The following is a 13,596-nucleotide window of genomic DNA, read 5'->3' as shown; positions in this document are numbered from 1 at the left end:
CCCCATCAACAAAGAGGTCAGGACGTGCCATGAGCTACGCTCTCGCTCGGAACTACCAGACCCAAGCGCTGATGACCGCATCGCCGGCGGAGTTGGTCGCCATGCTGTTCGAACGCGCGATCCACTTGATGCGCGAAACAGAACGCGCGATCGAGGAAGGGCGGATCGAGGCGCGGCACAACGCCAACACCAAGGCGATGGAGATCATCCATCACCTCGACGTGACGCTCGACCGCGATCAGGGCGGCGAAATCGCCGAGCAGCTCACCAGTCTGTACAGCTTTGTCCTGCGCCGCCTCGCCGACGTCGATAGGCTGAACGACGCGAACATTCCGCGCGACATGATCGGTTTGCTGGAGCCGCTGCGCGACTCCTGGCGGACTCTTGCGCGGGACGGTGCGACAGCCGCACCGGCGCGGCCCCTGCCAGCTCCACCGAAAAGCGCAGCGCTCGCACGGCCGGAAACGCCGGCAGCACCGATCCCCGCGGGTCTCAACTTCTCGGCTTAACCGGCCGTTTTCGCACCGCAAATCCCCCAGTCATCGCCGAACGACGCGCCCTGCAGAGGTGATCTGCGGGGCGCGTTTGCTTTGGAAGACCTCCTCGACAGTCGCACCGGAAAGAGGTCGCGGTCGCGCCTCCGAATACCCATCCCACGCGGAACGCCAAGCCTTTCCTTGGGACTGAGCCTCCGCCCCCGTCAGCCTGTAAGGCTTTGCCGACGCGGAAGGCGCTCTAGGCAGGATCTGCGTAACGCAACCGGCAGAAATGACCGAGCAGGAACGCTCTTGCAGTACGGCATGACCTACCGCCAAAGCCAGTTCGGCCGCGCTGCTTGCAAAAAAATCCCATGTTTTTCAATGCTATAAGCGGAATTCCGCAAACTGGCACGAGCTTTGCTGATAAGGGGTGCCGGCAAGGCTCGCGTGCATCTGCGCTCCTCGGCCGGCGAAACATGTAAGCGCCCGCACCCCTGCGGGGCTGAGCCAAGGAGGAACGAAGCTAGGCCGATCTTACCGCGAACGCCGGAGCCCCAAGGCTCCTTCACCGGTCAGAGGCCGAGCCAGAGTTCAAGTCCACGCGAGCAAGAAAGTACGGAGACCCCAATCATGGCCCTAAACGTAATTTCCAACTTTGCTGCGAACGTGGCGCATCGCCACCTGCAGCAATCGGATGCGGAGGCGACAAGCTCTCTGGCGAAGTTGTCGGCCGGCACACGCGTGCTGTCCGCCAAGGACGACGCCGCGTCGCTTGCCATCGGCTCCCGGCTACGCGCCGAGGTCAGTGCCTTGCGCCAGGCGTCGGTCAACGCCGGTCAGGCCATCTCAATGCTTCAGATCGCCGACGGCGCCATGGCGCGCGTCGACGACATCCTGGTCCGCATGAAGACGCTGGCCGTTCAGGCCTCGTCCGGTCAGCTCTCGGACACCGAGCGCGGCATGCTGAACCAGGAGTACACATCGCTGCGCGCGGAAGTCGATCGCATCGCGGACGACACCGAGTTCAACGGCACGAAGCTGCTGGCAGGCAGCAACACCTTCGGCGCCGGCACGATTGGCACGGCCATCGAAGTCGCCGACGGCTTCGAGCAAATTACGTTCAGTAACGACACCGGCGCCTTTACCTCCGGTAACGCGGTGTCGATCACCTACGATGCCACGGCCGACCAGTTCACCGTCACCAACGACAGCACCGGCGTGTCCTACACCTCGGATGGAGGCATCTCCGCACCGAACGCGGGCAGCTTCCAGCAAGTGATCATCAACGGTGCGGGCATCAGCATCACCCTGAACTCGCTGTTCGACGACACGACGGACATCACCGCCGGCGGCACCTTCACCGTCACCGGCGGCACGTCGAATACACTGGATCTCGAGTTCAAGATCGGGACGGGGACGGACACACCGGACGATGTCACGATCCAGCTCGTCTCGGCCAAGGCACAAGCTCTGGCCGTTGGCCTGGATACCTCGAGCGTCGATACCAAGGCGAACGCCGATACGGCGATCGGCGCGGTCAACACGGCGATCGACAATCTGGCCATCGCCCGAGCCCAGCTCGGCGCGGCTCAGAACCGCCTGGAGTTCGCCTCGGCGAACATCGCGACGACCATGGAAAACACCGAAGCCTCGCGCTCGGCGCTCATGGACCTCGACATCGCGGCGGAAATGACGCGCTTCACCTCGAAGCAGATCCTGGTCCAGTCCGGCGTGTCCATGCTGGCTCAGGCCAACCAGATGCCGCAGAACCTCTTGCGGCTGTTCCAGTAACCGCAGGTCTAGACACCCCTGCGCCCGGCCGGGTGGCGGAAAAGGGTTCCGCCACCCCGGCGCGGGGCGAAAAACGGAGGACTTGAAAGATGGCAAAGCTCGCCACCTGGATCCGCACGAACGATCTTCTCGAGATGAGCCCCAACCGCATGGTTGCAACGCTCTATGACGAGGCGATCGCCGCGCTACAAGATGCCAAACAGGCCATTGCCTGGAGCGATATCGAGAGCCGCTGCAACGCCGTATCCACGGCGCATGAGCTGGTCGGCGCTCTTTATCTCTGCCTCGACAATGATCGTGGCGGCAAGGTCGCCGAGAATCTCGGCAGCATCTACGGCTTTATCCTGCAGCGACTGCATCGGATCAACTTCGAGAACGATCCGACGATCGCCGACGAAGCGATCGGGCTACTGACGCCGCTGCGAGACTCCTGGGTCGAACTCGATCGTATGACCCACGTTCAGGATGCGGCAGAGCCGATTGCGGTCGCCTCCTAACGCCTTACGCCAAACTTCTCTCTCGAAGACACTTTGCTCGGATCGCAAGACATCATGCAGACTCAGGCTGTCACTCCCAACCCCGGTCGGTCGGCGGATAGTGCCCATGGCGTTGCCGCCGTTGCCAAGAACACCGCGTCCAAGATGCTGGCCTTCGGCACGGGAGAAAGCGATTTCCTCTCGATGCTGGTGAGTCGCGACGAAAAGGAAGATGTCGCTGCGACCGAACCGGAACCGCGCGAAGCGTCACGAGACGACAGACCGAGGTCCGAGGAGTATGACACTTCGAGCACTGCATCGAGACCCGAGACGCCCGAACCGCAAGCCGCGCCTCTGCAGGTAGCCGAAGCGAGACAGGACGTCGGCCGTTCCGCGAACAAGGCGGATCCGCAAAGGGCGGAAGCAGCCAGGCCGACGGGCAGCGAGACCGCACCCAGCCGTGACTCTGCGCAGGCCGGGCGTGACTCCCAGGCCGCAAAAGCCTCGGTCGAAGCGGCAGCTGTCGACTCTCGACCGCGGACAGCTCTGGCTGCCGGCGCGTCTCAAGCGGCGATCGCGGCCCAGAGCGAGGCGAACTCTCCGGCCACCTCTCAGGCGGCGACCCAAGGTCAGGCCAAAGTCGAAGGTGCCGGGGCGAAGACAGAGTCGGAGCAAGCGAGCCAGCGTCCCGACTTCGCCCAGATGGCACGCGCCTCTGCTCACGGCAAAGAGCAGGCTGCACCCGGACAGGGCAACACGACGATGGCGGGCCTGGAGGCAATGGCTCAAGGTAAGACTGCCGAGAAGGGGCAGACAACCCAGGCACCAGGCCACCAGTCGCCCAGCGCGGCGAACGCTCTCCCGACGCAGCCGGGTCAGGCGAACCAGGCTCAGCAGGTACAGAGCCTGCCGCTGGTCGCGCAGGTCGCAGAGCGAACCCAAACGAATACCCGTACTGGCGCACCCGCCGCTGGCGGTGCCGGCCAGATCAACGCGCTGTCGAGCGCGTCCGCCGGCGCTGAGGCCCTCCCCGGAAGCGCCGGAACCGGTGCGGCCGTGAAAACGGAGACGCCGAACGCCGCGAAACCGGTGCCCAACGCCGCACGTGTTCCGCAGCCTGCTGTGGACCAGGTGTCCGTAAGGATCCAGAAAGCCGCCGCCGCCGGTGAGGATCGCATTCAGATCAAGCTGAATCCCGCTGAACTGGGGCGGGTCGACGTAAAGCTGGAATTCCAGACGGATGGCGGTGTCCGCGCAGTCGTCTCGGTCGAACGACCGGAAACTTTCGACTTGCTGCAGCGTGATGCACGCAGCCTGGAGCGCGCGCTTCAGGACGCTGGCTTCAAGCCCGGGCAAACCAACCTGAGCTTCGAGATGCAGACGGGCGGTCAGGGGCAGAGCTTTGCGGATGATGGAGCCGGTGACGGCACGCAGGGCTCCGGACGTGACGATGCTGCGGCGAACCCGGCACAGCAGATGAGCGAGGTGCCGTCGCAGACGGATCAAACGCTGCAGACGCGCACGACCTCCGACGGCCGTGTCGACCTCCGGATCTAGGAGCGGATGATGAACGAAATTTCGAATGCCCTGGGAGTGCCGGGAACCGGCGGCGGCGATGCAGCCGCCAGCAAGGACTCCCTCGGCGAGACTTTTGACGACTTCCTGACCTTGCTGACCACGCAGCTGCAGTATCAGGACCCTCTGTCGCCAATGGACTCTACTCAGTTCACCGAGCAGCTGGTGCACTTCACCAACGTGGAGCAGGGCATTGCCCAGAACGAGAAGCTGGAAGAGCTGCTCGCGCAAAACAGCTTCAACACCACGGCCCAGGCCGTCGGTTTCATCGGCAAGGAAGTGGAGATGTTCGGCGAGTTCGTGGTCGTTGGGGACGGCGGTCCGGACGACATGTCGGTCATGAGCTACGGCCTGGCCCGCGACGCCTCCGAAACCACCATCAAGATTTTCGACGATTCCGGCGAGGTGGTGCGCGAACTGATCGGCAAGACGGCCGCCGGTGCCCATGAACTCAACTGGGATGGCCGCGACGAGAACGGCATCGCAGTTCCACCGGGCATCTACGCCATCGAAGTGGAAGCGGTCGGCAGCAACGACGAACCGATCGGAACGGCCGGTCGGACGGAAGCCGTGGTCCAGGCCGTCAGCACGAACAACGGCAGGACATTCCTGGATATCGGCGGCATCGACATTCCGCTGGAAGACGTCATCGCCATTCGCCAGCAGCCTGAAGAAGGCTCGACTGAAACCGCCAACTGATCCGAAAGAAGGATCAACAGGACGATCACAAGGAGCTCCAGCAAATGAGCATCTACGGCGCCATGTTTTCGGGAGTCTCGGCTCTTTCAGCCCAGTCGAACGCCCTCGGCATGATCTCTGACAACATCTCTAACGTGAACACGGTCGGCTACAAGGGCACGAGTGCAGCCTTCGCCACACTGGTCACCGAGAGCGCAACCCGCAGTCAGTTCACGCCGGGTGGCGTACGCTCGATGCCGATGTCGAACGTCGATCGACAGGGCCTGCTGCAGGGGTCCGCCAATACGACGGACCTGGCGATCGCAGGCAGAGGTTTCTTCGTCGTGAACGAGGCCGCAAATCCCGGCCCCGGCAACGAAGTCCTTTTCACCCGCGCAGGCAACTTCCGCCCGGACGCCGAGGGCAACCTGAGGAATGCCGCCGGTTACTACCTGCAAGGCTGGCCGCTGGACGCGAACGGCACTCCAATCGGCAACACCTCGGTGCTCTCAAGCGTGGAGACGGTCAATATCGGCAACCTGTCGGGTGCCGCCAGAGCTACACAGAACATCGAACTCGACATGAACCTGCCGTCGAACGCAGTTGCGGGCGACACGCACGACGTCACGGTCCAGATTTACGATTCCCTGGGCAACGCCCATGATCTGACGCTTGAGTTCGAAAAGACCGTGGCGAACGACTGGGACGTCTCGATCACCGGGATGCTTCAGTCCGGCACCACGACCGACAGCCTCACGGCCGCCGGCATGACCGCGCTGACCGCTTACGTCGGCAACATCACCTTCGCAGGCAACGGCTCGCCGGCGACGATCACCCTGCCGAACATCGCCATTACCGGCTTCGTCAGCGGCGCCGACAACTCGAACATCGCCATTGACGGCGGCACGGCGGGCCAAAACAACGGCATCGTGCAGTTCGGCGGCGACTTCTTCCTGCGAAACATCGATCAGGACGGCGTCCGCTTCGGTGAGTTCAGCGGTGTGGCGATCAGTGAAGACGGGGTGGTGACCGCTCTGTTCGACAACGGCGACCGCCAGGAAATCTATCAGTTGCCGATCGCCATGTTCGCGAACGTCAACGGTATGGAGGCACGCGACGGCAACGCCTACCAGCAGACCGACCGTTCCGGCGAACTGGTCCTGGCAACGGCCAACTCCGGCGGAGCCGGCCGGGTCGCCGCCAGCGCCCTGGAGTCCTCGACGGTCGACCTCGCCAACGAGTTTACCGACATGATCATCACCCAACGGGCCTACTCGGCCGGCACGAAGGTCATTACCACGGCCGACGAGATGCTGGAGGAGCTGATCCGGATCCGTCGCTAAATCTGAAACCGCCCTGTTTGGCGGCGGCGGCAAGACTGCCGTCGCCGCGGTCTTCCGGGCTTGACCCGGGGTCCCCGCCGGCCCGGTCGCGGACGCGCTCAGCTCCCCGATCGGGCCGGTTGTGGTTTCTCCAAAGGGATAAATGCCTTGGTTGCAGCGCTAGCTGACAGCCGCCTCTTCCCGGAAAAAGAGAACAAAGGGCATTTAGCTTAACTATTTGACTTAGGTCTTTTTTAAAGCGCCAAGCGTAGGCTGACCAGACCTCAAGAGACGTTGCGAGCGCGAGGATTGTCACAGTATGTCGAACGACCGTCCAGGTAGGCCGGGTGTTGCCATCGGCCCTAACGGGCAGCCGATGACGCTCAACGACCTTCCGTCTCCGAATACGAAACGCTGGGTGATCCGTCGCAAAGCGGAAGTCGTTGCGGGCGTTCGGGCAGGCCTTCTGAGTCTGGAGGAAGCTTGCGAGCGCTACAAACTTTCGGTTGAGGAATTCATATCCTGGCAGCGTTTGATCGAGCGCCATGGCGTTCGTGGTCTGCGGACCACGCGTCTCCAAGACTACCGCCAGCCCGAAGAAGGCGATGACGGCGGCGGCCCCGACGACTTCAGTTTCCAGGCCGCGGAGTAGGGTCAGCGAGACGGCAAGATCGGAAGACGGCACATCCGCTCGGCGAATCCGAATTGAGCCGAAGATCGGCTCCGGTAAAATTTGCCCGCTTTGATCTTCGGATAGGCAAGTTTTTCCCCCGGCATTAACGACGCATAAACCTGCCAGCTTCTAGCGTTGCGTCATCGGCTGGGACGCGGGCTGCCTGCTAAGCAGGAAGATGGTGCACCCGACCGGCTCGACCATAGAGCGACCAGGACGGTGACGCCCGTGAACGCCTTCTTAGAAACCATGCGAAGTCTGGGTCCGGCCCGCCTTGCCATCATGGCTGGCGTCGCAGCCGCGATTCTCGCCTTTTTTGTGTATTTCACAGGCCGTCTATCTCAGTCGGAGATGGCGCTTCTCTATGGCGAACTCGAACAAGCCGATAGCGCCCAGATCGTCAACACCCTGGAATCGATGGGGGTGGACTATCAACTGTCGCGGGACGGCAGCCGCGTGCTGGTCCCGGAAGATCAGGTCGCCCGGCTTCGTCTCTCGATGGCCGAGCAGGGCTTGGGAACCGGAGGATCGATCGGCTACGAGCTGTTTGACGGCGCTGAGGGCTTCGGAACCACCAGCTTCGAACAGAATCTTCGCCATAAGCGAGCGATGGAAGGCGAACTGGCCCGCTCGATTTCGTCGATCTCGAGCGTCAATAGCGCGCGAGTCCACCTCGTCCTGCCCGAGCGGGAGATCTTCAGCCGCGAGCGACGCCAGCCGTCGGCCTCCATCGTCGTCAGTCTATCCGGAAACCGCGGTCTTTCGGCGCAGCAGATCCGCGCCATACAGCAACTCGTTTCATCGGCCGTTCCTCAGATGACGTCCGGCGCGGTTTCGATCGTCGATGACGAAGGCAACCTTCTGGCGCGACGCAGCGACGGAGACGGTGACGATCAGCTGGCGACGACAGCCGAGGAGATGCGGATCAACATCGAAAACCGCCTCGCCAACGCGGTAGAGTCCTTGCTTGAGCGTTCAGTCGGGCCCGGCAACGTTCGCGCCGAGGTCTCGGTCGAACTCGATTTCGACCGAGTGACCGAGAACAGCGAGATCTACGATCCCGATAGCCAGGTCGTCCGCTCGACTCAGACCATCGAGGAGTCGTCGCAGGATACGGAGCCCGGCGACGCAGCCGTGACCGTCGGCAACAATCTCCCCGACGCCGGACTGCAGAATCCGGGCGCGCTGGGCACCGCGAACAGCCAGAGCCAGCGAACGGAAGAGACGGTCAACTACGAGATCAGCCGGGTCGTTAAGACTCATGTGCGGGAGACCGGACAGATCCGGCGCCTTTCGGTCGCGGTCCTGGTCAATGGTCAATCTGTGGTCGGCCCCGAAGGCGAAGTCACCTTCGAGCCTTACAGTCCCGAAAAACTGGAGCAGTTGAGCGCCCTCGCCCGCTCGGCCGTCGGCTACGACGCCAATCGCGGCGATACGGTCGAGATCGCGAACCTGCCCTTCGCGGATATGGTTCCCAACGAACTCGGCGGGACGATGGCCGACAGCTTCCTCGGCATCGACCAGCAGGACTTGCTGCGCGTGGCGGAGCTGATCGTGCTGGGGGTCGTTGCCGTCCTGGTTCTTCTGCTTGTAGTCAAGCCGATGGTCGGCCGCCTGCTCGAGCGCGGTCCGGCAATGGCCGGCGACGCCGGCGGTATCCTCGCCGGAGAGCTGGCGGGACAAGGTGGCAACTTGCCCGCGCTCGCGGGCGCCGGTTCGGGCGGCGGCATGATGCTGGCCGGCGACGGCCAGGCCCGCTCCATGCTCAGCGGCGCGGGTGGCAGCGGGGCCGGCGGTAACGTTGCGGTCGCTCGCGAGACCGGGCTGTCGATGCCCGATGCAGACGAGAACGGCGCCGAACTCGAGCAGCTGATCGACATAAACCGTGTCGACGGCCGCGTACGCGCCTCGTCGGTTCGCAAGATCGGCGAAATCGTCGAGAAACACCCCGAGGAAGCCGTCGCGATCATTCGCACCTGGCTCTATCAGGAGGCCTGATAGAACATGGCAGCTCCCGGCACTTCGCTACGCGCACGCGACGACTACCGTACTCTTGGGGGGCCGGAGAAGGCCGCTCTGCTGATGATGGCCATCGGCGAGGAGAACGCCGCCCGAATCTTTTCGATGCTCGACGACGAAGAGATCAAAGAGCTCTCGGGCATCATGGCCAGCCTGGGGACCGTTTCGGCACCGGTGGTTGAACGTCTCTTCGTCGAGTTCGCCGATCAAATCTCCTCGACCGGTTCGCTCGTCGGCAACTTCGATTCGACCGAGCGTCTTCTCCTAAAGGTGCTCGACAAGGATCGCGTCGACAACATCATGGAGGAGATCCGTGGTCCGGCAGGCCGGACCATGTGGGACAAGCTGGGCAACGTTCATGAGAACGTGCTCGCCAACTACCTGAAGAACGAGTACCCGCAAACCGTCGCCGTGGTTCTGTCGAAGATCAAGGCCGAGCACGCGGCACGCGTACTGGCGTTGCTTCCCGAACCCTTCGCTCTCGAGGTCGTCATGCGCATGCTGCGCATGGAGGCCGTACAGCGCGAGGTTCTCGAAGATGTCGAACGCACCTTGCGTAACGAGTTCATGAGCAACCTGGCGCGCACCAATCGGCGCGACAGTCATGAGCTGATGGCCGAAATCTTCAACTGTCTCGACCGCAACACCGAGTCCCGCTTCCTGACCTCTTTGGAAGAACGCAACCGCGATGCGGCCGAACGCATCCGCGCCCTGATGTTCACCTTCGAGGATCTGGGAAAGCTGGACGGAGGCGGTATCCAGACACTGCTGCGCGAGGCCGACAAGGACAAGCTGACTCGTGCGCTCAAGGGATCCTCGGAGAGCTTGCGCGATCTCTTCTTTTCCAACATGTCCGAGCGCGCGGCGAAGATCATGAAGGAAGACATGCAGGCCATGGGCCCGGTGCGTTTGCGCGATGTCGACGAAGCGCAGATCTACATGGTGCAGCTTGCCAAGGACATGGCCGCACGCGGCGACATCGTGATCGCAGACAGCAAAGGCGACGACGAACTCGTCTACTAGACGAGCGCGCCGGGAACGAAAGCCATGGCAGTGGTCGAGCGGTTTCTCTTCGACACGAGCTTCGACGCCGGCAGTGCTTCTGCCTCGGCGCGACGAGCCGCGCCCGAGTCGACGTCGGGACCGTCGATCGATACCGCCGCTGCCGCCGCACTCAAGGAAGCTGCCGTCGAGGAGGCCCGTGCCGAGGGCTATCAGGCCGGTCTGGCTGAGGGAGAGGCCGCCGGCCGAAAGAGCGGCTTCGAGGAGGGTCGCGCGAAAGGACAGGAGGAGGCGCGGGATGCCGGCGCTCAAGAGGTCGCGAGCGCACTAACACTGATCGAACACCGCCTACAGACGCTGATCGATCAAAAGGCCGAGGCGACCGTCGAGGCCGAATCGCTCGCTCTGACAGTCCTTCGCTCCGCCCTCGCCAAGCTCTACCCTGTCTGGGCTCAGCGACACGGACTGACCGAGATCGAAGCCCTGCTGGGCAACTGCCTGGCACGACTGAGCGACGAACCGCGTGTCGTCGTTCGTGTCGCCGATAGTCTCTACGACGCGTTGGACGAACGGCTCAGCGACTTGGCGCGAAAAAGTGGGTTCGAAGGCAAGTTCGTCTTGCTGAGCGAACCGGAGTTGCCGCACGGCGACCTGCGGGTCGAATGGGCCGATGGCGGTGCGGAACGCGACGCAACCGGAACGGCCACCGCAATTACCGAGATCCTCGACCGTGCGCTGGGCAATGACCCGGCATCATCTCACGCATCCGACGATACCGCTGTGTCGCCGGACGAAAACCTGGAGGGCTAAGACATGGCCGACGATGAGTCTCTCGAACTGTCCGATTTGGATGACCAGCCCGTCCCCGCGGAGCAGGAAGACGGCGATTTGCCGGCCCCGGCGGAGAAACCACCGACGAATGCCCGCGAGCTTGAAGCGGTTTACGACATTCCGGTTCAGGTCTCGGCCGTGCTGGGCAAGTCGACCATGCAGGTCAGCCAGCTCCTGAAGCTTGGCCGCGGTGCCGTCGTGGAGCTCGACCGCAAGGTCGGCGAAGCGATCGACATCTACGTCAACAACCGCTTGGTCGCACGCGGCGAAGTCGTGGTGGTCGAAGACCGGTTGGGGGTCACCATGACCGAGATCATCAAGATGGATCGCAGCTGATCGGCTGCGGACCGACAAGTCTCAGCGAAGGACGTCGGAGCCCATGGCAAACCTAGAAGCGACCCAGAGCCCTGCGCCCAAAGTGGCGGTCGGCGGCACGCGCCCGGCCCGATCGCGGGTCGTCGTGCGGGGCACGACGAAGGCACGCTTGGATTTCGCGACGATTCTCGGCGCGATCGGCGCTTTCGCCCTGATCGCGACGGCCATGATCCTGGGCGGCTCCCCGGGCGCCTTCATTGACTTGCCGGCCATGTTGATCGTCTTCGGCGGAACCTTCCTGGTGACCACGATCAGCTACACCTTCGGCGATGTGATCCGCGCTCAATCGGTCATGCTGCGAGCGATACTCTATCACGTTCAGCATCCGCGCGACGCGGCTCTGCGGATGCTGTCCCTGGCCGAACAGGCAAGGGCGAAGGGTCCCCTGGGTCTCCAGGACCAACTCGACGTCCTGCACTACGACCGCTTTCTGCACAAAGCCGTCTCTCTTGTGGTCGACGGTACGCCGGGCGACGAAGTCGAGCGCATTCTGTCCCGGGAGGTGGACGCCACCAGCCAGCGCCATCTGCGCTCGGCGGGCGTACTGCGCCGCGCGGGCGAGGTCGCGCCGGCCATGGGCTTGATCGGCACACTGGTCGGCCTGGTGCAGATGCTGGGCAACCTGGACGATCCGAGTGCCATCGGTCCTGCCATGGCGGTCGCACTTCTGACCACCTTCTACGGCGCGATCCTGGCTAACATGGTGTTTCTGCCGCTGGCCAACAAGCTGGACCGCAACTCCGGCGCCGAGGCCATGGTCAAGCAGATCTATGCCATCGGCGCGGCCTCGATCGGCCGGCAAGAGAACCCGCGCAGGCTGGAACTCACGTTCAACACCATCCTGCCGCCAGGCGAGCAAGTGAAGCATTTCGACTAAACCATAAGCGAGACGGAGACCGGCCCGACACTGAGCGCCGGTTCTTAGAGGAGTATTGGGACAATGCGTCTTTTGATCGTGGGCAGCCTGGACGGCCACATTGCCAGCGCCGGCAAGATCGCGCTCGAACGCGGCGCAAAAGTCGCGCATGTGGACGACATCGATCAGGCTATGGACTCGCTGCGTGCGGGTCGTGGCGCCGATCTTTTGATGATCGACGTCAGCTTGGACGTCGGCGATATGGTCAAGGCCTTGGCGCAGGAGCGGATCGCAATTCCCGTGATCGCGTGCGGTGTCCGCGCCGATCCGGAAAAAGCCGCCGCCGCCATTCGCGCGGGAGCGAAAGAGTATGTTCCCCTTCCCCCGGACGCGGAGCTGATCGCCGCTGTTCTGGCGGCGGTCGCCGAAGAGACCACGGCCTTCATCTACGCCGATCCGAAGATGGCTGAAGTCCTGAGTCTCGCGGAACAGGTCGCCGGTAGCCAGGCCAGCGTGCTGATCACCGGAGAGTCGGGAACCGGCAAGGAGGTGATGGCGCGCTACATCCACACCAAGTCGAAGCGCGCCGCCAAGACCTTCGTGTCGGTCAACTGCGCAGCCATTCCCGAAAATCTGTTGGAGTCCGAATTGTTCGGGCATGAGAAGGGCGCCTTTACAGGCGCCCTCGCCCGGCGCATCGGCAAGTTCGAAGAGGCCGACGGCGGTACGCTCCTGCTGGATGAAATCAGCGAGATGCATCCGCGGCTTCAGGCCAAGCTGCTCCGCGCGGTTCAGGAACGGGAGATCGATCGCGTCGGCGGTACGCATCCGATCAAGGTCGACATTCGCCTGCTCGCCACCTCCAACCGCGATCTGGAGGACGAGGTCCGGAGCGGCGCCTTCCGCGAGGACCTCTACTTCCGCCTCAACGTCGTCGCGATCGAGATGCCGGCCCTTCGCACACGGCCCCAGGACATCCAGGTTTTGGCCGACCATTTCGTACGCAAGTACAGCAAAGCGAACGACGTACCGAAGCCGCTGTTCACGCCCGAGGCCCGCGACGTCCTGGCCAGCCACTACTGGCGCGGCAACGTCCGCGAGCTGGAGAACACCATGCATCGCGCCGTCCTGCTGGCGCGCGACGGCCGGATCACACCCGCATCGATCGTTCTGACCGGAGGCAAGCTGGCACCGGAGAGTCCCGCGGTGAAGGCCGCTTCCACCGCCTCGATCGTGACCGGCTCTCCCACTCCCTTGCCCGTTGCGAACGACTCGGAACTGGACGACGCCACCGGCCTTCAACTGGGTCGTCTGGTCGGCAAGACCGTCGCCGAGGTCGAGCGTGATCTGATCATCGATACCTTGGAACACTGCCTGGGCAACCGCACCCATGCGGCCAACATCCTCGGCATCTCGATCCGCACCCTGCGTAACAAGCTGAAGCTCTATACCCAGGACGGCATCACCGTGCCGATGCCGGGCGAGAGCGAAGCTCGTACGGCCAGCTAACCCGGTCCCG

At 63.4% G+C, this 13,596-nt stretch carries 13 protein-coding genes; all 13 read left to right on the top strand.

Translation table 11 applies throughout. From position 1 onward, the window contains the following. Positions 1-29 precede the first annotated feature (29 nt). The 13 genes from fliS (DBZ32_RS14955) to DBZ32_RS14895 all read left to right on the top strand — a co-directional run bounded on the left by fliS (DBZ32_RS14955) (position 30) and on the right by DBZ32_RS14895 (position 13,586). Complete coding sequence (gene fliS / locus DBZ32_RS14955) at positions 30-509, top strand: flagellar export chaperone FliS (protein ID WP_119167990.1); 480 nt, start codon at positions 30-32, stop codon at positions 507-509. Positions 510-1,109: 600 nt separating this feature from the next. Continuing rightward, the gene (locus tag DBZ32_RS14950; protein ID WP_119167989.1) at positions 1,110-2,270 is read left to right on the top strand and encodes a flagellin N-terminal helical domain-containing protein; all 1,161 of its coding nucleotides are present in this window, start codon (positions 1,110-1,112) and stop codon (positions 2,268-2,270) included. A gap of 89 nt (positions 2,271-2,359) precedes the next feature. Continuing rightward, positions 2,360-2,767: a flagellar export chaperone FliS gene (gene fliS / locus DBZ32_RS14945; RefSeq protein ID WP_119167988.1), complete on the top strand. Its 408-nt coding sequence runs from the start codon at positions 2,360-2,362 to the stop codon at positions 2,765-2,767. A gap of 54 nt (positions 2,768-2,821) precedes the next feature. After that, positions 2,822-4,303 carry a flagellar hook-length control protein FliK gene (locus DBZ32_RS14940; RefSeq protein ID WP_119167987.1) on the top strand — a complete coding sequence of 494 codons (1,482 nt, stop codon included), beginning with the start codon at positions 2,822-2,824 and terminating at the stop codon, positions 4,301-4,303. A 9-nt stretch (positions 4,304-4,312) separates the two neighbouring features. Continuing rightward, complete coding sequence (locus DBZ32_RS14935) at positions 4,313-5,020, top strand: flagellar hook assembly protein FlgD (RefSeq protein ID WP_162906771.1); 708 nt, start codon at positions 4,313-4,315, stop codon at positions 5,018-5,020. Between the two features lie 44 nt (positions 5,021-5,064). Beyond that, positions 5,065-6,342, top strand: a complete 1,278-nt coding sequence (gene flgE, locus DBZ32_RS14930) for a flagellar hook protein FlgE (RefSeq protein WP_119167985.1) — start codon at positions 5,065-5,067, stop codon at positions 6,340-6,342. A 298-nt stretch (positions 6,343-6,640) separates the two neighbouring features. After that, a complete protein-coding gene (gene sciP, locus DBZ32_RS14925) occupies positions 6,641-6,973 on the top strand; it encodes a CtrA inhibitor SciP (protein ID WP_119167984.1) in 333 nt (110 codons plus the stop codon). Between the two features lie 249 nt (positions 6,974-7,222). After that, a complete protein-coding gene (gene fliF / locus DBZ32_RS14920; protein WP_119168380.1) occupies positions 7,223-8,992 on the top strand; it encodes a flagellar basal-body MS-ring/collar protein FliF in 1,770 nt (589 codons plus the stop codon). A 6-nt stretch (positions 8,993-8,998) separates the two neighbouring features. After that, the gene (gene fliG / locus DBZ32_RS14915; protein WP_119167983.1) at positions 8,999-10,036 is read left to right on the top strand and encodes a flagellar motor switch protein FliG; all 1,038 of its coding nucleotides are present in this window, start codon (positions 8,999-9,001) and stop codon (positions 10,034-10,036) included. Between the two features lie 24 nt (positions 10,037-10,060). Further along, on the top strand, positions 10,061-10,825 hold the full coding sequence (locus tag DBZ32_RS14910) for a FliH/SctL family protein (RefSeq protein ID WP_119167982.1): 765 nt from the start codon (positions 10,061-10,063) through the stop codon (positions 10,823-10,825). Between the two features lie 3 nt (positions 10,826-10,828). Then, on the top strand, positions 10,829-11,182 hold the full coding sequence (fliN, locus tag DBZ32_RS14905; protein ID WP_119167981.1) for a flagellar motor switch protein FliN: 354 nt from the start codon (positions 10,829-10,831) through the stop codon (positions 11,180-11,182). A 43-nt stretch (positions 11,183-11,225) separates the two neighbouring features. Continuing rightward, the gene (locus tag DBZ32_RS14900; protein ID WP_119167980.1) at positions 11,226-12,098 is read left to right on the top strand and encodes a motility protein A; all 873 of its coding nucleotides are present in this window, start codon (positions 11,226-11,228) and stop codon (positions 12,096-12,098) included. A gap of 63 nt (positions 12,099-12,161) precedes the next feature. Beyond that, entirely contained in the window at positions 12,162-13,586 is a 1,425-nt protein-coding gene (locus tag DBZ32_RS14895) for a sigma-54 interaction domain-containing protein (RefSeq protein ID WP_119167979.1), read from the top strand. The last annotated feature ends 10 nt before the right edge of the window (positions 13,587-13,596 follow it).

The organism is Algihabitans albus (genome assembly GCF_003572205.1).
Classification (GTDB): domain Bacteria; phylum Pseudomonadota; class Alphaproteobacteria; order Kiloniellales; family DSM-21159; genus Algihabitans; species Algihabitans albus.
This window is presented reverse-complemented; position numbering and strand designations above follow the sequence as displayed.

Excerpts from the sequence above, each read along its gene's own strand:
- fliS (WP_119167990.1), top strand. The coding sequence starts at position 30 with ATGAGCTACGCTCTCGCTCGGAACTACCAGACCCAAGCGCTGATGACC.
- DBZ32_RS14950 (WP_119167989.1), top strand. The coding sequence starts at position 1,110 with ATGGCCCTAAACGTAATTTCCAACTTTGCTGCGAACGTGGCGCATCGC.
- fliS (WP_119167988.1), top strand. The coding sequence starts at position 2,360 with ATGGCAAAGCTCGCCACCTGGATCCGCACGAACGATCTTCTCGAGATG.
- DBZ32_RS14940 (WP_119167987.1), top strand. The coding sequence starts at position 2,822 with ATGCAGACTCAGGCTGTCACTCCCAACCCCGGTCGGTCGGCGGATAGT.
- DBZ32_RS14935 (WP_162906771.1), top strand. The coding sequence starts at position 4,313 with ATGAACGAAATTTCGAATGCCCTGGGAGTGCCGGGAACCGGCGGCGGC.
- flgE (WP_119167985.1), top strand. The coding sequence starts at position 5,065 with ATGAGCATCTACGGCGCCATGTTTTCGGGAGTCTCGGCTCTTTCAGCC.
- sciP (WP_119167984.1), top strand. The coding sequence starts at position 6,641 with ATGTCGAACGACCGTCCAGGTAGGCCGGGTGTTGCCATCGGCCCTAAC.
- fliG (WP_119167983.1), top strand. The coding sequence starts at position 8,999 with ATGGCAGCTCCCGGCACTTCGCTACGCGCACGCGACGACTACCGTACT.
- DBZ32_RS14910 (WP_119167982.1), top strand. The coding sequence starts at position 10,061 with ATGGCAGTGGTCGAGCGGTTTCTCTTCGACACGAGCTTCGACGCCGGC.
- fliN (WP_119167981.1), top strand. The coding sequence starts at position 10,829 with ATGGCCGACGATGAGTCTCTCGAACTGTCCGATTTGGATGACCAGCCC.
- DBZ32_RS14900 (WP_119167980.1), top strand. The coding sequence starts at position 11,226 with ATGGCAAACCTAGAAGCGACCCAGAGCCCTGCGCCCAAAGTGGCGGTC.
- DBZ32_RS14895 (WP_119167979.1), top strand. The coding sequence starts at position 12,162 with ATGCGTCTTTTGATCGTGGGCAGCCTGGACGGCCACATTGCCAGCGCC.